Origin of the sequence: Paenibacillus sp. TCA20, from assembly GCF_000732325.1 — a bacterium.
GTDB classification, from domain to species: Bacteria; Bacillota; Bacilli; order Paenibacillales; family Paenibacillaceae; genus Paenibacillus; species Paenibacillus urinalis.
Map to the genome: position 1 here is coordinate 63,679 of NZ_BBIW01000014.1, position 20,428 is coordinate 84,106.

Annotated in this window: 19 protein-coding genes; all 19 read left to right on the forward strand. The window is 46.4% G+C overall.

Annotated features, from left to right (window positions below; translation table 11 throughout):
- The first annotated feature begins 96 nt into the window (after positions 1-96).
- The 19 genes from TCA2_RS21745 to TCA2_RS21835 all read left to right on the forward strand — a co-directional run bounded on the left by TCA2_RS21745 (position 97) and on the right by TCA2_RS21835 (position 20,313).
- Positions 97-1,797, forward strand: coding sequence for an ABC transporter substrate-binding protein (locus TCA2_RS21745; protein ID WP_047913702.1), 1,701 nt, complete (start codon positions 97-99; stop codon positions 1,795-1,797).
- Positions 1,798-2,037: 240 nt separating this feature from the next.
- Entirely contained in the window at positions 2,038-3,387 is a 1,350-nt protein-coding gene (locus TCA2_RS21750; protein ID WP_047913703.1) for a GH1 family beta-glucosidase, read from the forward strand.
- 367 nt (positions 3,388-3,754) lie between these two features.
- Positions 3,755-4,027 (forward strand): hypothetical protein, encoded by a 273-nt coding sequence (locus TCA2_RS21755; protein ID WP_047913704.1) that lies wholly within the window; start codon positions 3,755-3,757, stop codon positions 4,025-4,027.
- 275 nt (positions 4,028-4,302) lie between these two features.
- Entirely contained in the window at positions 4,303-5,211 is a 909-nt protein-coding gene (locus TCA2_RS21760) for a COX aromatic rich motif-containing protein (RefSeq protein ID WP_047913705.1), read from the forward strand.
- Between the two features lie 29 nt (positions 5,212-5,240).
- Positions 5,241-7,223, forward strand: a complete 1,983-nt coding sequence (locus TCA2_RS21765) for a cbb3-type cytochrome c oxidase subunit I (protein ID WP_047913706.1) — start codon at positions 5,241-5,243, stop codon at positions 7,221-7,223.
- Positions 7,223-7,840, forward strand: a complete 618-nt coding sequence (locus tag TCA2_RS21770) for a cytochrome (ubi)quinol oxidase subunit III (protein ID WP_047913707.1) — start codon at positions 7,223-7,225, stop codon at positions 7,838-7,840. The genes TCA2_RS21765 and TCA2_RS21770 overlap by 1 nt, the downstream gene beginning before the upstream one ends.
- Position 7,841: 1 nt before the next feature.
- A complete protein-coding gene (cyoD, locus tag TCA2_RS21775) occupies positions 7,842-8,177 on the forward strand; it encodes a cytochrome o ubiquinol oxidase subunit IV (protein ID WP_047913708.1) in 336 nt (111 codons plus the stop codon).
- 191 nt (positions 8,178-8,368) lie between these two features.
- Positions 8,369-9,046 carry a deoxyribose-phosphate aldolase gene (deoC, locus tag TCA2_RS21780; RefSeq protein WP_047913709.1) on the forward strand — a complete coding sequence of 226 codons (678 nt, stop codon included), beginning with the start codon at positions 8,369-8,371 and terminating at the stop codon, positions 9,044-9,046.
- A 165-nt stretch (positions 9,047-9,211) separates the two neighbouring features.
- Positions 9,212-10,042 carry a 5-dehydro-4-deoxy-D-glucuronate isomerase gene (gene kduI, locus TCA2_RS21785; protein ID WP_047913710.1) on the forward strand — a complete coding sequence of 277 codons (831 nt, stop codon included), beginning with the start codon at positions 9,212-9,214 and terminating at the stop codon, positions 10,040-10,042.
- A gap of 20 nt (positions 10,043-10,062) precedes the next feature.
- Entirely contained in the window at positions 10,063-10,815 is a 753-nt protein-coding gene (locus TCA2_RS21790) for a DeoR/GlpR family DNA-binding transcription regulator (protein ID WP_047913711.1), read from the forward strand.
- Positions 10,816-10,833: 18 nt separating this feature from the next.
- On the forward strand, positions 10,834-11,586 hold the full coding sequence (kduD, locus tag TCA2_RS21795; RefSeq protein WP_047913712.1) for a 2-dehydro-3-deoxy-D-gluconate 5-dehydrogenase KduD: 753 nt from the start codon (positions 10,834-10,836) through the stop codon (positions 11,584-11,586).
- A gap of 29 nt (positions 11,587-11,615) precedes the next feature.
- Positions 11,616-12,458 (forward strand): sugar phosphate isomerase/epimerase, encoded by an 843-nt coding sequence (locus tag TCA2_RS21800; RefSeq protein WP_047913713.1) that lies wholly within the window; start codon positions 11,616-11,618, stop codon positions 12,456-12,458.
- Between the two features lie 76 nt (positions 12,459-12,534).
- Positions 12,535-13,488: an ABC transporter ATP-binding protein gene (locus TCA2_RS21805; RefSeq protein ID WP_338000038.1), complete on the forward strand. Its 954-nt coding sequence runs from the start codon at positions 12,535-12,537 to the stop codon at positions 13,486-13,488.
- Positions 13,481-15,712, forward strand: coding sequence for a hypothetical protein (locus tag TCA2_RS21810; RefSeq protein ID WP_047913714.1), 2,232 nt, complete (start codon positions 13,481-13,483; stop codon positions 15,710-15,712). Before TCA2_RS21805 ends, TCA2_RS21810 begins: the two co-directional genes overlap by 8 nt.
- Positions 15,705-16,430, forward strand: a complete 726-nt coding sequence (locus TCA2_RS21815) for a hypothetical protein (RefSeq protein WP_047913715.1) — start codon at positions 15,705-15,707, stop codon at positions 16,428-16,430. Before TCA2_RS21810 ends, TCA2_RS21815 begins: the two co-directional genes overlap by 8 nt.
- Positions 16,431-16,458: 28 nt before the next feature.
- Positions 16,459-17,079 carry an RNA polymerase sigma factor gene (locus TCA2_RS21820; RefSeq protein ID WP_052512260.1) on the forward strand — a complete coding sequence of 207 codons (621 nt, stop codon included), beginning with the start codon at positions 16,459-16,461 and terminating at the stop codon, positions 17,077-17,079.
- Complete coding sequence (locus tag TCA2_RS27345; RefSeq protein ID WP_047913716.1) at positions 17,063-17,962, forward strand: hypothetical protein; 900 nt, start codon at positions 17,063-17,065, stop codon at positions 17,960-17,962. Before TCA2_RS21820 ends, TCA2_RS27345 begins: the two co-directional genes overlap by 17 nt.
- Positions 17,959-18,825, forward strand: a complete 867-nt coding sequence (locus tag TCA2_RS21830; RefSeq protein ID WP_047913717.1) for an ATP-binding cassette domain-containing protein — start codon at positions 17,959-17,961, stop codon at positions 18,823-18,825. The genes TCA2_RS27345 and TCA2_RS21830 overlap by 4 nt, the downstream gene beginning before the upstream one ends.
- A 105-nt stretch (positions 18,826-18,930) precedes the next feature.
- Entirely contained in the window at positions 18,931-20,313 is a 1,383-nt protein-coding gene (locus TCA2_RS21835; RefSeq protein WP_274520946.1) for a homocysteine synthase, read from the forward strand.
- Positions 20,314-20,428: the final 115 nt, after the last annotated feature.

Consider the following 20,428-nt stretch of genomic DNA (forward strand, 5'->3'; position numbering starts at 1 on the left):
TTTAATAATTCATGTTATTTCGTTCTTTTTCATTATCGGTATATACAGGGTAACCTGTTATGCATATAAAAGATTTTTTAAGGGGGATTACAGCAAATGAAGCACAAAGCGCCAAAGACAATCGCTATGTTGCTGCTTGCAAGCACAATGTTGTTTACTGCTGCCTGCGGAAATACAAATGAGGGTTCAGGCACAGGATCAGAAGCTACTTCGGACTCAACTGAGCCAATTACATTAACTTTCTTCGGTGCGGATGCAAGTCCGAACTGGAACAAGATGCAGGATGCTGTTGGTCAGAAAATTATTGAAGAAACAGGCGTTACAATTAATGCGGAATATGATATTTCCAGCGGCGGCGGTAATGACAAGATCGCCCTTATGGCAGCGAGTGGAGATTATCCTGACCTGATTTTCCCTAAAGGTAACTTGTCTAAGCTGGTTGACGCAGGTGCAATGATTGACATGACCGATTTGATTGAGGAACATGCACCTAACTTGAAGAAGCTATACGAAGGTCAAATGGACCGACTGAAATACAGCAACGAAGACCCTGCTATTTACGCAATCCCAACGAATGCAGGTGTAGGTCAAACTTACTTTGATGCAGGCGGCGGCTTCAACCTTCAGCACAAAGTCGTTAAAGAGCTTGGATACCCAGAGATTAAGACACTCGAAGATTTCGAAAACGCGCTGCGCGAGTACTACGCGAAGCATCCAACAACCGAAGATGGACAGCCAACCATTCCACTTACACTTAGTGCAGACGGCTGGAGAATCATGATTACGGTTACAAACCCGGCATTTGCCGCAACAGGTGCTCCTGACGATGGCGAATACTACATCAACCCAGAAACTTATGAAGCCATGCTTCATTACAAACGCCCAGAAGAGAAAGAATATTTCCGCTGGTTGAATAAAATGTACAATGAAGGTCTTCTAGATAAAGACAGCTTCATTCAAAAAGATGACCAATACAAAGCAAAAATTGCGAGTGGTCGAGTACTTGGTCTGATTGATCAAGGATGGGCATATGGCGATGCGGAGAACGCTCTGAAATCTGCAGGTAAGTTCGATGAGACATACGGTCATTATCCTGTAAGTCTTGATGAGACTTACAAGCGTGCTGACTTCCAGGATATCGGTCTGGATGCATATGGTATCGGTATTACAGTAAGTAACGAAGAACCTGTACGCACAATCAAGTTCCTTGACTGGCTCGCTTCTGATGAAGCTCAAGTTCTCCTGAACTGGGGAATTGAAGGGGAACATTATGTTGTAGAAGACGGCATTCGTAAGATCCCAGAAGATGTTCAAGATCGTAAGAGCAATGACAATGCAAACTTTACAAAAGAAACAGGAATCAGCTTGTACACTGCATTCAGTGCACACTATGGTGACGGTGTGAAGGATCCTTCCGGCAACTACTACACAACAAACTTCCCTGAGGAGATTGTTAAGAACTACAACGAAGCTGAGAAGGAAACACTGGCTGGATATGGCGTAGACACTTGGAAGGATCTGTTCCCATCCGAAGAGGACTTCCCAGTTAAAGAGTGGGGCGCAGCTTATAATATGCCAGTACCATCTGGAACGGATTACGAAGTAACCTTCCAGAAGACACAAGACATTATTCAGAAACGTATTCCTGAAGCGATTGTATCTACTCCGGATAAATTCGACCAAATCTACGACACTATGCTGCAAGAGCTTGATAAAGCAGGTGCTGTAGAGATGGAACAACAGTATACAGAGTGGGTTAAGGCTCGTGTTGAATTGTGGACAGGGAAAGACCTGTAATCATAATTAAAAAATAATGTAGTACCTCGCGAAGAGGAGATTAGCTCATAATCTCCTCTTCTTTTTTTACTGTAATCAAGAGTTCTATCATTGACCTTCGGGTGAATATGGACTATAATTTTTATGAATATGTGTAAGCACTTTCATTTAAGGAGTTAATTGATAATTTGATCAGTTAGCTTTCATTTTTTGTTGTAATCGAAAACGTTTTAGTAATCTGAATTATTGGGGGAGCTCTAAATGACAATTTTTCAATTTCCTAAAGATTTCAAATGGGGTACGGCTACAGCTGCGTATCAGATCGAGGGAGCGGCTGCAGAAGACGGCAGAGGGCCGTCCATCTGGGATACCTTCGCTAAAACACCAGGTAAAGTATTTAATGGAGATAACGGCGATATCGCGTGCGACAGCTATCATCGTTATGAAGAAGATATTGAACTAATGAAGCAGCTTGGTATTCAGAGCTACCGGTTCTCGGTATCTTGGTCTCGTATTCTTCCAGATGGGGATGGGGAGATCAACCAAGCCGGTCTTGATTATTATCACCGCTTCGTAGACAAATTGCTTGAGAATGGCATTGAACCGTTCTGTACCTTGTATCACTGGGACTTGCCTCAAACCCTTCAAGATGCTGGGGGCTGGGAGAGCAGCAGAACGGTGGATGCTTTTGTGAAGTTCTCAGAGATCATATACCGTGAGTTTAATGGTAAGATCAAGAGCTGGCTTACATTTAATGAGCCATGGTGCATCGCCTTTCTGTCCAATCTGTTGGGTGCACATGCACCAGGCAATCGAGATCTGCAGACCGCGCTGAATGTGGGTCATGGTCTTCTGCTGGCACATGGCAAATCCGTTAAGAAGTTCCGTGAGCTGGGTATAGATGGCAAGATCGGTATCGCTCCAAATATGGAGTGGGCCGTTCCTTACAGCAAGTCTGATGCGGATAAAGCAGCAAGCGAACGCCATATTGCATGGTTTGCGGATTGGTTCCTTGATCCGGTCTTCAAGGGGGAATATCCTCCATTTATGGTTGACTGGTTTGAACAAGCAGGTGCTAAGGTAGACGTTAAACCAGGAGACATGGAGATGATATCTCAGCCGATTGATCACCTTGGAATCAACTACTATACAATGAGTGTTGATCGTTACAATCCGGATGCCGGTGTACTCGGATTTGAACAGGTCGATATGGGACTCGTCCAAACCGATATCGGCTGGCCGGTTGAATCCCGTGGGTTGTATGAAGCACTGCATCATTTGCAGAAGTACGGAAACATCGATATTTACATTACCGAAAATGGCGCATGCATCAATGACGAAGTGGAGAACGGACAGGTAAAAGACTTCCGCCGTATTTCATATTTGCAGCAGCATATCGCACAAATCCACCGCGCTATAACCGATGGCATACAAGTTAAAGGGTACATGGCTTGGTCCATGATGGATAATTTCGAGTGGGCAGAGGGTTATCGCATGAGATTCGGACTTGTTCATGTGGATTATCGCTCACTGGTAAGAACGCCTAAAGAGAGCTTCTACTGGTATCAGAATGTGATCAGAAACAACTGGCTCGAAACGAGACCTGTATAATAAAATAGTGCTGATCTAAGGTTGATTTTTCAGGTTAAACCGCCGCAGTTTTTAACTGTGGCGGTTTTTCTTTTTTCACGGTTTACGAGTCATCCAACATTACATAAGTAGATATGCAAATGAAGGTTAATTTTACTTGAGATAGGATGTACCTGCCAGCAAAACGGTCAGAAAATAAGTCAGAAATGTGAAGTGTCAATGAATAAATTCCAGTTATGGATTGTAAAAATAAGGTTAATGACCTTTAATTTCAAAAATAATGAAAAATTTTTGACTAAATTTTGAACAAATAGTGAACAATTCTTGTTGAAGTGTGATATATTAAATGTAGTAAGCACTTACAAAATTTAGAAGGAGTTGACTTACGATGATTGTGAACAAACCAGCACGTGTCAGCGCTGCCCGAGAGAAGGATGATCGAGCTGTACGCATGGTGTTCATGATGACAGTGATGGCCTGGGTAGCCTTAATTACGGGCGTAGTCATCTGTTTGTTTAATCTGCATGCACTGACGAACAGCAACATGGGAATTATGGTAGGCATAGGCTTTTTGGTGGGTAGTGTCTACATTTACTTTATAGGAAAAGCAATGGGTCTTCTCGATCTCCATAGAAAAGATCAAGAGACCGAAGATCAATAAAGTGAGACATACGAGGGAGAGGGAAATGACTGTTTCAAACAGCTGTATATTTGGTAAAGAGCCTTAGCCGACAAACCCAAATGGTTTGAGTGGCAAAGGCTCTTTTTGTTGCGGAATGCAAGGAAATAGATCATTTGTGAGAAAAAATTCACAAAATTTGTGATCAAATTCGACAAATTTGTTAACACCCGTTTTATTGTCATGAATTTCTGATATCTTTAGGGGGAAGATAATAGCATCGTTTGTAATTGCGCATTAAAGGAGAGGGGATCAAGATGGATAAAAAACCTAGATCGCTTTCCAAAATCATTCTTGCAGTAGTGATTACGCTCGTTACCTTGGGCGTTATGATATGGTCACTGTTTGCAGATGAGAACGGAAAATACGTTGTACTCGATCCAAGTGGACCGATCGGCGAGGCACAAAGGGATTTGATCATAATATCAACCATTTTGTGTGCGATCATCATTGTACCTACATTAATACTCGTCGGTGTTATTGTATGGAAATACCGTGACACACCTGGAAACAAAGCGAAATATTCACCGAACTGGGCGCACAGCACAGTTGCCGAGGCGATATGGTGGGGACTTCCTATTCTAATCATTATCGTACTTGGTGCAGTCACTGTGCGCTATACGTATGCAACAGAGCCTTCGAAACCGCTCGTGTCTGATAAGGAGCCGATTACGATTCAAGTAACCTCCCTGGACTGGAAATGGTTGTTTATGTACCCGGATTCGAATGTAGCGACTGTAAATACACTGACGATTCCTGAAGATACACCAATTCGTTTCGAGCTGACTTCGGATGCACCGATGAACTCGTTCTGGATTCCGGAACTTGGCGGACAAATGTACACGATGTCGGGTATGGCTATGGTGCTTCATCTTCAAGCCGATGACCAGGGAACCTTCATGGGTTCAGGGGCTAACTTCTCTGGAGAGCATTACACAGATATGAAATTTGATGTAAATGCGGTTTCCGAGGAAGACTACAACAACTGGATTAATGAAGTGAAGCTGAACTCTCAGCCGCTTACGGCTGAAGGCTATGATCAGCTCTCTGATCCAAGTGTTGAGGAAGTTCAATATTTCTCAGCATTCCCTGAAGGACTGTTTAACGATATCGTTACTAAATACGTAGTGGATAAAAAAGAATCTGCTGAAACAACGCACGAATAAACATTAGCTCGAAAGGAGGCCCTTCATTCATGTTAAGTGATTTGTGGGAGTTCCTGACGACAGAGTTTTTGGTAACAGGCGATCCCCTTATTTTAGGGGCACAGGTATCTATCGGCCTAGCATCACTTGCGATCGTCGTCGGACTCACTTATTTTAAAAAATGGGGCTGGCTCTGGAAAAACTGGTTGACGACCGTTGACCACAAAAAAATCGGTATCATGTACATCTTGGCCGCGATTCTAATGATGTTCCGCGGTGGCGTGGACGCGCTTATGATGAGATTCCAGCTGGCTTTACCAGGTATGGAATTCTTACATGCGGATCACTATAACCAAGTCTTTACTACGCACGGAACGATCATGATTTTGTTTATGGCAATGCCATTTATGTTCGGTCTGTTTAATGTGGTTGTACCTCTTCAGATCGGGGCGCGAGATGTCGCCTTCCCTTATCTGAATGCTGTCAGCTTCTGGCTGTTCTTCCTAGGTGCAATGCTGTTTAACCTTTCATTCGTAATCGGGGGTTCACCTGCAGCCGGATGGCTCAGTTATCCACCTTTATCAGGGCTTGAATTTAGCCCGGGGGTAGGACAGAACTTCTATATATGGGGGATACAGATATCCGGTATCGGTTCCCTCGCCACAGGGATTAACTTCCTTGTAACGATTATCAAGATGCGTGCTCCAGGTATGACTTGGATGAAAATGCCGATGTTTACCTGGTCCGTATTTGCTACCAACATTATTATTTTGTTTGCATTCCCGATCCTGACGGTTACTTTGTTCTTGCTCTTCATGGATCGTTTCGCAGGAACGCATTTCTTCACGCTGGATCTCGGGGGTAACCCGATGATGTATATCAACCTCATCTGGATGTGGGGTCACCCAGAGGTTTATATCGTTGTCTTGCCAGCTTTCGGTATCTTCTCCGAAATCGTGGCGACTTTCTCTAGAAAGAGATTGTTTGGATATAAATCGATGGTATTTGCAATGCTGATCATCAGCGTACTGTCCTTCTTCACTTGGGTCCATCACTTCTTCACGATGGGATCAGGCGCCGATGTCAATGCATTCTTCGCGATAACGACGATGTTGATTTCGATACCTACGGGTGTCAAGGTCTTCAACTGGCTGTTTACCATGTATCGCGGACGAATTCGTTTTACGCTTCCAATGATGTGGACCATTGCATTCCTGCCGTGCTTTATTATCGGGGGGATGACAGGTGTTATGCTGTCCGTTGCGCCGGCTGACTTCCAGTTTCATAACAGTTACTTCTTGATCGCTCACTTCCACCAGGTTCTGATCGGTGGTGTCGTATTCGGTTACTTTGCTGGTATGTACTACTGGTGGCCGAAGCTGTTCGGATTCAACTTGCCGAACCGCTGGGGACATTGGGCATTCTGGACATGGAACATTGGTTTCTATATCACATTTATGCCGCAATATGCACTTGGACTAATGGGTATGACTCGCCGTCTGTACACGTACGGATGGGATACAGGCTGGGCAACGCTGAACGTGGTATCTTCAGTCGGGGCATTCCTAATGGGTGCCGGCTTCCTGTTCCAGCTCTTGCAAATTGCAGATGGTATTCGAAAATACAAAGAAAACAAGGTCGGAGCGGATCCATGGGATGCTCGTACACTCGAATGGTCTATTCCTTCTCCGGTACCTGAATATAACTTTGCTTTCGTTCCAAAAGTCGATTCTGTCGATCAATTTTGGGAGGATAAACAACGTAAAGCTACGGGCGCTCATCAAACGCAAACAGCTGAGCCATCATATGAGCCAATTCATATGCCGAAAAACACAGGTGTTCCATTCGTGATGTCTGTCTTCTTCTTTATCGCAGGCTTTGGGTTTGTATGGGATTGGTGGTGGATGTATATCCCTGGACTGCTTGGCGTGGTTGCAACTCTGTTTGCACGCTCGTTCCAGTACGACACGGATTACTACATCCCGGCTGAAGAAGTTAGACGTACCGAAGCAGCCTTGAGGGGGTCGGTATAATGGCACACACAGCAGTAAATAATCATCATGATGATCACGGTCACGACCATGGTCATCATGATCCACAGGAACTAAAGACTTTAGGATTCTGGCTATTTCTAATCTCTGACTTGATTCTGTTTTCTGTATTCTTTGCAACCTATATCGTGTTGAAGGATAATACGGCAGGCGGACCAGAAGGGCCGGATCTGTTTAACATGACGATCATTATTATCAACACATTCGTCCTGTTGACGAGCAGCTTCACGAGCGGACTTGCTATTCTTGCAATGAACCGCGGAGATAAGAAGGGACTCACGATCTGGCTGATTGTTACAGCTGTACTGGGTCTGACATTCTTGGGTCTTGAAATTTACGAGTTCACTGAAATGGTTCACCACGGAGCTCTGATTACTACGAGTGCCTTCACCGGTGCCTTCTATACTTTGGTTGGTACTCACGGCGCTCACGTAACGTTTGGTCTGTTCTGGATGTTCGGTCTGCTTCTCCAATTGAAGAAGCGCGGAATTACTCCTGAGATTCGTGGTAAAGTAATGAACTTAAGCTTATTCTGGCACTTTTTGGACGTCGTTTGGATCTTCCTCCTTACGATCGTCTATCTGATGGGGGTGATGTAAGATGGCGGAACAGCATAATCATGCACATGAATCTCATGAGGAGCATGGATCACTTAAATCTTACACCATTGGATATGTCATCTCGATTATCCTGACCATCATTCCGCTTGTTGTCGTTCTGAATGACATGTTCAGTAGAACCGTAAACATGGTTATCATTTTGATCATGGCGGTACTGCAGTTTGGGGTACAGCTCCTATTCTTCATGCACATTCGTGATGGAGAAGCAGGTAAGCCGAAGTGGAACGTTATGGGTCTGATTCTGGGTATCCTGCTCGTGCTTACAATCGTTGTAGGCTCGATCTGGATCATGATGAACAACCAAGTGGCTCACTGATCCTGATAAGAAAACGTGTCTTAGCAAGCTAATCTATAATGAATGAGCACCTTGCCTTTCTAACCATCGAGCAAGGTGCTCTTTTTTGGTCATGCACATGAATAGATCTGGCCTGCCTTTGCAAACCTAATTAGTATTGGTATGATTAGATATGGAGCAACAGAATAAAACAAATAGTGAGGACGATAAAAATGAATCAAACAGCGATTTCTCCTTTGGTTGATCATACACTGCTTAAGGCGGATGCCCGCAAAGAGGATGTTATCAAACTGGCAGAGGAAGCGAAGACTTACGGGTTTGCATCCGTATGTGTCAATCCTGCATTTGTAGCGACTGCTTATGAAGTGCTGAAAGACACACCTGAGGTTAAAGTGTGCACGGTTATCGGTTTTCCTCTAGGCGCAACAACTTCTGCGGTAAAAGCTTACGAAACAACAGATGCTATTAACAATGGAGCTACCGAAGTGGACATGGTGATTAACATCAGTGCGCTTAAAGATGGCAATGATGATTACGTTCGCGAGGACATCGCGGCGGTCGTCAACGCAGCTAAAGGCAAAGCACTGACCAAAGTCATTATTGAGACCTGCCTCTTAACGGATGAAGAGAAGGTACGTGCGTGTGAGCTGGCTGTACAAGCTGGTGCTGACTATGTGAAGACTTCCACGGGCTTCTCTACAGGTGGAGCGACGAAGGAAGATATCGCTCTCATGCGCAAGACGGTGGGGCCTGACGTAGGCGTCAAAGCCTCTGGAGGGGTGCGCAGCAGCGAGGATGCATTAACGATGATTCAAGCGGGAGCTACCCGTATTGGAACTAGCGGCGGCGTTGCGATTGCAAAAGGCGAGCGTTCTGACAGCAGCTACTAATTAATTCAAAATTAGAATGGTAAGCGATCCTAAGTGGGGTCGCTTTTTTTATGTAGTTTTATTTTTTCATTGATAAAGGGTACACAAATCGACTTAAATAAACTAAAATAAACCTATATGAACTTTCTTCCAAATAAACTATGCATACGAAAGGATTGATATCAGATGCAAAACCGTTACGCTGCTCATCCCAATGAAGTGAAGAACTATGATACCAGCCGTCTACGTGAGGAATTTTTGATTGATCACTTATTTGCTAAAGATGAACTTGTTACCGTATATTCTCATGTGGATCGCTATATCGTAGGATCTGCGGTTCCAGAGTCCCAAGATATCAAGCTGGAAGTGAATTTGAAGGATATTGGGACGGACTTTTTCCTGGCTCGTCGTGAAATCGGTATCATTAACATCGGTGGTCATGGAACGGTATCTGCCGATGGGGTACGGTATGAGATTGGAAGTAAGGAATGTCTGTATATCGGCCTAGGTGTGAAGGAAGTGATCTTCCATTCAGGCTCAGGAGAAGCGCCGCAGTTTTATTTTGTATCCACCCCTGCCCATCATGCTTACCCGACGACGAAGGCAACACAGCAGGAAGCTACACCGGCTCACTTAGGCAGTATTCAAACCTCGAATGAAAGAACCATTTATAAATACATTCATGAAGGCGGAATCAAGAGCTGTCAGCTGGTTATGGGGATCACAGAGCTTGATCCGGGCAACATGTGGAATACGATGCCTGCGCATACGCACAATCGCCGTTCTGAAGTGTACTTGTACTTTAATCTTCCGGAGGATGGCGTTGTATTCCATATGATGGGTGAGCCTGAAGAAACGAGACATCTGGTTGTCCGTCAGGGTCAGGCTGTAATTTCGCCGAGCTGGTCGATTCATAGCGGTGTAGGAACGAGCAATTACACGTTCTGCTGGGCTATGGCAGGAGAGAATCAAACCTTTGATGATATGGACGGCGTGAAGATGACGGAGCTGAAATAACAGAGAAAGTTGAATGAAATATGAACTCAATGAAACGACATGAAAAAATAATGGAGCTGCTCATTGCCAAGCAGGAAGTGACAGTGAATGAGTTAAGTGAGCTCCTTGAAGTGACTGGAAAGACCATCAGGGAGGATCTGGACAAGCTGGAGAGCATGGGTCTCCTCGTGCGGGTGCATGGGGGAGCCATGCTGGCCCAGAATGATCAATATGGCATTCTGACCAGTATGGGTGCGCTGGAGAAGCACAATCCCGAGAAGATCGAAATTGCAGAGCGGGCCATGACTTACATTGAGCCGTATGATGTCATTGCCTTGGATGGAGGAAGCACGACACTTGAGATGGCACGACTGCTGGAGAATATTCCGCTGACGGTTATCACCAATGATCTGTTCATCATTTCCGAGCTGACCCGTAAGGATCAGATTCGGCTGGTGGTGCCAGGCGGGTCCAGGGTCAGAAATATGCTGGTTAGTGATGAGACGGAGCAGTTTATATCCAGCTTGAACATCCACAAGGCGTTTATTTCGACGACGGCTCTGCATCCTGAATTCGGTTTTTCTATATACACGGGTGATCTTGTTCCTCTCAAAAAGGCACTGATCCAAACGGCCCAGCATGTCTATGCTGTAGTGGATCATTACAAATTCGGTCGATTTGCGCTGCGTACTTTTGCAGCCTGCCAAGAGGTCGATGTGATTATCAGTGACAAAGCGCTTACGGATGAAATGAAGACTCCATATGAAAGCATGGGAGTAAAGATTGATAATTAGCGGGAGGCATAGAGGAGTATGAACAGTTTTGATCTCAGTGGTAAAGTAGCGCTGGTTACCGGTACCTCCGGTGGGTTAGGTCAAGGCATGGCCATCGGTCTTGCAGAAGCAGGTGCCGATATCATTGCCGTTTCTCATTCCATGCCAACAGAAACGGTGCAGGCGATTGAGCAGCTGGGCCGTAAGGCAGTGGGAATTCAGGCTGATCTGAGCAAAGAAGAAGAGCTTCCATCGATCTTCGAACAGGCACTTCAGTTTCGGGGAAGAATCGATGTCCTTGTCAATAATGCGGGCATTATCCGCCGTACGCCGGCAGCGGATCACGGAGCTTCGGACTGGCATGATGTCATCGACCTTAACCTGAACACTGTATTTTTCTTAAGCCAGCTGGCTGGAAGACATATGATTGAGCGCGGCAGCGGCAAGATTATCAGCATTGCTTCCATGCTGTCTTACCAAGGCGGTATTAATGTACCTGGGTATACAGCGAGCAAGCATGCGGTAGCAGGCTTAACCAAAGCCCTGGCGAACGAGTGGGCAGGCAAAGGAATACAGGTCAATGCGATCGCTCCAGGATACATGGTGACGAGCAACACTCAGCAGATCAGGGACGATGAGAACCGCTACAAGGATATTACAGCTCGGATTCCAGCTGGACGCTGGGGAACGCCGGAGGATCTAAAGGGTCCAGTGGTATTTTTGGCTTCCTCCGCTTCAGATTATTTGAATGGACACGTTCTGAATGTAGACGGAGGCTGGCTCGCTCGTTAATGCTCACTTAAGAAGGAGGTTACGAGAACATGAAACTGGGAGTTTTGGCACATACGTTTGGTAAACAGCCCACTTCAAGTCTGGCAGCTCGCATTGCAGGCAGCGGGTTTACATCGATTCAGCTCGCACTGGCCAAGGCACTGTCGGATATCGATTCTTCAAATGGTAAACTGAGCCCGGGTCTGGCCAATTGGGTAGGGGAGCAATTCCACAAGGAAGGCATACGGATAGCGGTGCTGGGCTGTTATATTAACCCGGTCCATCCGGATGCTGCGGTAAGAAAGTCTGAGCTGGCACGCTTCAAAGAGCATTTGCGTTATGCTCGTGATTTTGGCTGCAGTATCGTAGCCACAGAAACAGGAAGTGTAACCACGTACAAAGAGACTCATCCGACCTCCTACGAGGAGCAGGGATTTCAGGTGCTGCGTGAATCGGTGCTTGAGCTCGCTGAGGAAGCGGATAAATGGGGGGTTCACGTGGCCATCGAGCCTGTGTCTGTCCATACCTTACATACGAGAGAGCATATGCAGCGTTTGTTCGAGGAGGTTCCGTCATCAAGCGTCGGGCTGCTGTTTGACCCATGCAATCTCATCAAGGTAGAGCATGTCGTGGACCAGACGGAATTTTTGCGAGATGTGTTTGATCAGCTGTACGAGCGAATGATTGCCATCCATGCGAAGGATGTTGCTTTTGATGTGAGCGGCAAGAAGTACAATCCTGTACCCGGCGAAGGAATACTGGATTATCCTTTATTTTTTGAGCTTCTCAAAGTCTATAAGCCTCATATCGATATCTCTCTGGAAGGTGTAACCGCGGAGCAGGCAGATGATGCAGCAGCCTATCTACGTCGCTTATGGCATGCGGACAACTAGTTCATTAGCGGATAACAAAGTATTTCCCAATTCATAAAATCTCTTCTCATGTAACAAAATGAGAGGAGATTTTTTTGTGCGTTCCAAACTTTTTCTTGCACCATCTCGTTACAGCATCGAAACCGCGCGGAAATACCATAACGAATGGGGTACAACGAAACATATGATCACGACTCAGAATTTAACCAAATCATATAAAGGACATCTTGCTTTGGATGATGTGACCTTGACCTTCAACGAGGGCATGGTAGGCCTGCTAGGACCCAACGGTGCGGGCAAAACGACTTTTCTAAGAGTTATGGCTACATTACAGAAACCGACATCAGGAAGTGCAAGCATCTTCGGGGTACCGCTGTCACAGCCAGAGGAGGTACGCAGACAGATTGGATATCTTCCGCAGCATTTCAGTGTGTATCCACAGCTTACTGGCAGAGAGTTTCTTGATTATGTAGGTGTGATGAAAGGGATCCACGCTTCAAAGACCCGTCAGGAGGAGATTGAGTGCATACTTGATCAGGTGAATCTTACCGACAAGGCAGACAAGAAGGTACGGACCTATTCAGGCGGAATGAGGCAACGCCTTGGGATTGCGCAGGCACTGTTGGGTTCTCCTAAGATGCTGATCGTTGATGAACCAACCGCTGGTTTAGATCCAGAGGAAAGAGTTCGATTTCGCAATATACTCACCCGGTTCAGCGTTGGGAGAATCGTACTCTTGTCAACGCATATCGTTGCAGATATTGAGAGTAATTGCAGGCAGATCGCCGTACTGTCCAAAGGGCAGCTGGTTTTATCCGGCGAATTATCCGATCTGGCTGATGTTGGTGACGACAAGGTGTGGCAGGCGGTGCTGAACGATGAGGAATTGCGTCACATCGACCCCATGATGATCGTATCGACCCAAAGATTAGAAGAGGGAGTCTCCTGCCGCATCATTAGTGATGATGCTCCGCATCCAGCCGCAATGGCGGTTAAGCCGACACTAGAAGATGGCTACCTTGCTCTGCTTGGGAGAGAACGTCATGCATAAGTGGGCGAAGCAATATGAGATGGAATGCCGTTTATTGTCCCGAAGGGCCATGCTCATGTCTCTGCCAATGGTGTATGCTGCATTTTTTTGGCTGGTGATGTATTTCAACTTTAAAAATCCAATGCAAAATCTGTATTACAGCATAGATCGTATTCAATCGGTCGGGCATACGATGACGCTTGGTGTGGCGATCTTCCTAGGTATAACGCTTGCACGCCGGGATCTGGCAAAATCTGCATATGATTGGGTGAAGAGCTATCCGATATCATCTGGTGTCCAGCTCACAGCGAAGTATGCTGCCATTCTCAGCTACTTGACGATATTCACGATCCTTATTGCCGCAAGTATGCTCATCGCAGGGCAGATCAGTGGTCTGGAGGTGACGATCGTTTGGCCGCGCGTGCAGTATTTCGCTATACAGTACGAAGTGTCCTATGCCGTCACGGCCGCTCTCGGGATGCTGCTTGGTGTCATCATCAGTAACCGGGCTGTGTACTTGATCGGATTCTGTGCCTGGATATTCGGTACCTTTTTCATGGAGATCTTTGTACTGGAGCGCTATGGCTGGCATCTGCTGAAGACATTTCATCTGAGCCAACTGTTCATCGAAAGCGGGAAATGGTATCAGACCTGGAGTGTAGCATTGTTTGCCGATGAGAGGAATGCTTCGAGAGTGTTTGTTCTTATGTTCGCCATGCTCTTACTTGCGGTTTCCATTCTTGTTCTGAATTATAAGCGTCCGGTGCGAAGGACGTCCCATTCCTGGATTGCTGCTGTGTGCATACTTGCGGTGTGCGCTGGGACGTTCATTCCCTACTCGTCCATATGGGCGGAGAAGAATGACCAGATTCAGGCCATACTGCACGATCCTAATGTAAAAATGGAAGGTGAGTCAGGTGGTGAGCATCAGAATATCTTTGCCATTTCCTCATATGACCTCTCCATCACTCAGAAGGAACAGGACATCCTTGAAGGCTTCGCAGTGATGCGGCTGGAAGCAAAGGCAGTGGATAGAGAGGCTGATGCGCTGAAGTTTACACTGAATCGTGCTTTTGCGATCAAAGAGCTTCATATCAATGATGAGCCTGCTTCCTATGATCGCGAAGGGGATTGGATAACAGTTCGTGTCCCAGAATATGCGAACGAGCCGACTGACTATGAGATTGTGATTCGTTACCAAGGAAAGCTTGTAATCCCTTCAAATAGCAATTTTGACGTATACTACTCTTTCAGTTCGGGGGAAAATACGTATCTGGGCGGTATGATCGGCTGGTACCCTATACCGGGCACGCAAAGCATCTATGAATACCGAGTGGGTGCAGCGGAAGAAGATCGAACTTTACTCCTTGCCAATACGCTGCAGGTTGAACCTGTAGATATGCGGGTTACTTTCCGCAATTTTAAGAACGAGATGTATACGACACTGGACAAGATGGAATTAAAGAGCAGGGCAGAAGCAGGGGATCTGGCAGCGTCTGACGAGGATCAGGTATTTGCGGGGCGTGTGACGTCACCTCTGACAGCCATCGGAGCATCGTTTTCGGAGATGACAAGTGAGATCGTGCCTCTTAAAGTGTACTCAACCCCTTTTGCACAGCGCTCTGTACAGCATGTGATGTCCTTGGTGGAAGAACAGTTTGCCTATTTCAAATCATGGCTTCCCAGTCTTCAACCGCAATTCAAGCAGTTGTATATGTATGGTGATCCGCTCTACCTGAGCAGCTTATCTGATATTCACAATGCGAGCTATATTCATAATGATCTTAATTCTTCATATGACGCTTTTACGGCCAGAAATTGGATGAATGCTCTGATGTTTGGTGATCAAGCCGGTGCAGATATGCTCTTGGCTACCCTGAGCGAGCGCAATCAATTAACTGAGACGACTGCTGATATCAGACATCTGATTGGAATGATCTGCTGGTATGTCTATTACCTCGATTACGAGCATGAGCCGCAGCATGAGGCCATGAGTAACTCGATGCTGGCTTACTACTTGATGAGATATGACGCGCTGAGCAGTGACCTTCATCATATGGCAGCTCAAATCATTAGCCAAGTCGATCAAGCCATGCAAGCAGGACAGACTGACCAAGTGAAGCAGGTGCTTCATCATTTTTATAAACAGGATCTCAGTGTGCCGCCGGTGAAGCCGAATGAAGTTGATTTTATTACACCGCAGCAGTGGAATAAGGTCTGGGACCAGGTGATGTCTGATGAGTAATCGCTGTACATCTTGGCTGCGAATGGAGCTGAAGGGGATGCGCAGCGGATCATTCTGGCTGGTTGTCGCAATATATCTGCTGCTGCTCGGGACGATCCTGTTCCGAACCTTTGAGCATGAGGCTGCACCTAATCCAATGCAGTATAACGAGACGTTGTCTTTCTTATTATGCACGATGGTTGCGATGCTCTTCTTTCAGCGTGAATGGGGAGGCGGAAGTATGGAAACCATCGCTTCCTATCCGATGAGTCTGACTGCAATGACGATGAGAAAATGGGGCCTGGCCATCATTCTTATGCTGATTGCCCAAGCAGGCTGGATGACCTTGTATGTACTAAGATTCGGACAGATGACAGCTCTAACGTACCCTTGGGATGGAGGAGAAGCTATAACAGATACAGTTCAAAAGATCGAGCTGTTAATTCAGCCTCTGCCTGCGATGATGTTCATGATCTCCATAACGATCTTCGGGATGGTGCTGAGCCAAAAGCTATACGGTGGTCTGGCGCTAGGCTTTGCCTGGTGGCTGCTTGATACGATTACGACGGGTGCAATATTACGCTATTTTACGTTATATACAACCTATTTGGACATGCGAGAGGTACCTTTTGTGCTGAACCGCTTACTGCTCGTGGGTGTGTCGCTCATCCTGTTAATCGTAAGCTGCTATGTCGTTAATCGCCGACAACGATACACCAAAGATCAGGAGCTGGAGTAATTGTTAGAGACATGGAAGGAGGGATGCTGTGCTTACCGATGAGCAATTGGCACAAAAAATGAGCGAAGGAGATCAGGAGGCGTTTGAATTGTTGGTAGGCAGGTTTCATGGTCCTCTCCTTCTATACGCTGCAAGGCTGCTTGGTGACCGAGAGAAGGCTAAGGATCTGGTTCAGGAAACGTTCATTAAGCTGATTCGCCATCTGCGAGAACAAGACGGTCTTGATCATGTGAAAACCTGGCTATATCGTGTATTGATGAATCTTTGCCGGGATTACTGGAAGAGTGCTGCCGCAGTACGTGAACGAGCAGCAGGAGAGCAGATGCCTGACAAGGAGGACCCTCACATAAATGCGGAGGAACAATATCTCAAGGGAGAGACCGCTGACGAGATCCGAATGCTGCTCGGTGAACTGACAACGCTGCAGCAGCAGGTCATAACTCTGCGTTTCTATGAGGATATGAAGCTGCAGGATATTGCGGAGCTCCTGAATATTCCGCTAAGTACAGCAAAAAGCAGTCTATACGCAGGTCTACGTCGTCTAAAAGTAAAAATATTGGAAAAGCCAGAGCTTTATGCGTCGATGCCGAATCTGATGACGGATACGTTTACAGAAAACGAGGTGTATGCCCATGAATCAAAAAGCTGATACAGGTCTCGAAATGCTGGAAAAGGAGCTTCGTTCTGTGCTCCCGCGTAAGGATGTTGTGCCCCCTTCTCAAGAAGAGACCTTGATGCTTCTCTCTTCGCTGCAAGGAGAGTTTGAGCTTCTTAAAAATAACAAGGCCGACACAGCAGCAATTAGCAGTGACCCGGAAGTCCAACGAATGAATAACCAAAGTGAACAGTCCACTGGCGCTTGGGCAGAGGGTTCTATTCCTAAGCCTTCTCTGCAAAATCTGTTAAAAAGCCAGATGCGCAGAAATCAAGCAGCGATCTTCGGTACGGGGTCAGTTCTGTTTATGCTGCTCGCCGTCCTTATTGATCCCTATCGACCCAATCAACTTTATGGTAATTTAAGCTTGACGATATACTCCATAACGACACCGCTGCTGTTACTGGTCGCGCTGCTGTTTACACTGCGTTCAGGGGACCGGGGGCTAAGATCGGTGGAGAGAATTACGCCCTACCCACTGGCATTGATTGCATACAGCCGGGCTCTCTTGACATTTCTAACGGTGCTTGTGCTTGCACTTCTCAGTAATGGAATCGTGTATCTGAGAACGGCGACAGTGGGTGGCGATGTATCCCACTTCGGACATTTTGTCCTGGTGTGGTTGGGGGTAACACTGCTAACTGGCGGGTCGGCAATGTCACTTCTGTTCTACAGAGGAGTGAAGGCGGCCATGCTCGGTTCTTCTGTCGTCTATCTAATATGGCTGGTGGTTCAGCAGCAGCTGTCCATTACGGAGAGCCCAGGTTCCCCCATCTTGTTATGGATCGACAGCCTCGTATTCGTTGCCGGAGCTGCCTTGATCCTATTTGCACACTACAGAAGCCGGGCACTTATTGCTGGAGTGAGGAAGACATGATTACGCTAAGTCAAATTCGGCAGCAAATGGGCAGCTTTGTATTGGACATTGAATCTTTAACTCTGCATAATGGATTAACGATTCTTGTTGGAGAGAACGGAGCGGGAAAGACGACGCTGCTAGAGCTTCTCGCTACCGTGAGCGAAGTGCAGAATAATGGCGAGATCCGCTATGAAGGCAAGAGGGCAGCAGGCTATGATTTATTACTTGTGCGGAGCAGGATGGGATATGTCCCCTCTTCTATGGAGCTGTACGGGAGTCTGACGGTTTATAATCAGCTGCGTTATTTTGGTGAACTAAAGGGCATTTATGATGATGCAGTGTTTAGAAAGCTGCTGCTGGATTTTGACCTCGAGAAAGCTGCAGCTGTCAAGATTCGAAAACTATCAAGTGGCATTGTCCGCAGAATTCATATTGCGCAAGCGATGCTTACGAATCCACTATTCCTGCTGCTCGATGAGCCTATGAATGGACTTGATGCTGCTTTTCGTAGAAGTATCATTTCATATTTGTCCCAATCGGCTCAGCATCGCACCGTAGTAGCGGCTTCTCATGAGCTGCAGGAATGGGATCGAAGTGCGGATTATGTACTGTGGCTGGATCGGGGCAGGGTTGCTTTCTACGGCTCCACCTATGAATGGACTCAGCGGGTGACAAGTGAAGTGTATGAAGGAGAAGTCAGCGATAAGGAGCTGGCTCAAATCCCTGAGAGCTGTATCATTGCGCGAAGAGCAATACCAGATGGTCATGTGGTTCGGCTGTTCGAGGCAGGTCAGTTGAACTCATCTTTTCATAAAGTAACTCCAGGTATGGAGGATGCTTATTTTATCAGAAAAAGACTACAGTCCCCTCGTAATGATTAAAGCGAGGATTTGTGGTCTCTTTTTTTGGTGTTCGTTGTTAGCAAAATCAAAATAAATAATTATTATAGGAAAAGTAGGGATTGATCTTTTCAAAGTTAACAAATTATGAGAGAATATGGAAAAAAAGCAGCGAGCGTTTGCCCCGCTCAAGAGGAGGAAAACAGAAATATGTCTAATGAACAAAAAGATTACGCATTTGAGACTCTTGCTGTACATGCAGGTCAGAAAATTGATCCAACAACGTTATCGCGGGCTGTTCCTTTGTACCAGACAACTTCGTATGCTTTTCGTGACAGTGAGCATGCGGCCAATCTGTTCTCCCTTCAAGAATTTGGTAACATCTATACTCGGATTACCAACCCGACCACAGACGTATTCGAACAGCGAATGGCTGCGCTTGAGGGCGGGGTAGGGGCGCTCGCTACTGCCTCGGGTCAAGCAGCCATCACTTTTTCTATTCTGAATATTGCTGGTAGCGGCGACGAGATTGTGTCAGCTTCAAGTCTGTACGGAGGCACGTACAATTTATTCTCTACGACGCTCGCCAAGCTTGGGATTACAGTTAAATTCGTTGACTCGCAAGATCCGGCAAACTTTGAATCGGCTATTACAGACAAGACCAAAGCCATATATGCCGAGACGATCGGCAACCCACAAGGTAATGTGTTAGATATAGAAGCGGTAGCTGCAATTGCGCATAACCATGGCATTCCGCTAATTGTAGATAATACGTTTCCCAGTCCATATCTGCTGCGTCCGATTGAGCATGGTGCCGATATCGTTGTCCACTCAGCGACCAAGTTTATCGGCGGGCATGGAACCTCGATTGGCGGTGTGATTGTAGACAGCGGTAAGTTCGACTGGGAGGCAAGCGGGAGGTTTCCAGGATTAACAGAACCAGACCCAAGTTATCACGGGGTTGTATATACCGAGGCTGTTGGGCCGCAAGCCTATATAATTAAGGCCAGAGTCCAGCTGCTAAGGGATCTTGGATCAGCGATCTCACCATTTAATTCATGGCTGCTGCTGCAAGGACTTGAGACCCTTCATTTGAGACTTGAACGGCACAGTGCTAATGCACTTGAAGTGGCAAAATATTTAGAGCAGCACCCGGACGTTCTGTGGGTGAGCTATGCGGGGCTTCCAAGCCACCCGTCTTACAGCCTTGCACAGAAGTATCTGCCTCGAGGTCAGGGAGCCATACTAACTTTCGGAATTAAGGGAGGAGCAGCGGCAGGCAGCAAGCTGATTGAGAATGTTAAACTGTTCTCCCATCTGGCCAATGTAGGGGATTCCAAGTCACTTATCATCCATCCGGCAAGCACAACGCATCAGCAGCTCTCAGAAGAAGAGCAGATCGCGGCAGGCGTTAATCCAGAGCTGCTCCGCTTGTCGATTGGAACCGAGAACATTAAGGATATACTCGCTGACCTGAAGCAGGCCATTGAAGCGAGTCAGCTAGATCTGAGCGCGGCTAATTCATCCTAAATTAGGTTCGTCTTTAAACCCCAAGCCCTTATTGACAGGGTTTGGGGTTCATTGCATTAACCTATTCAGTTTCCGTCAAATGAAAGTTTCAACATTCTTATTTACAATTTCTGTG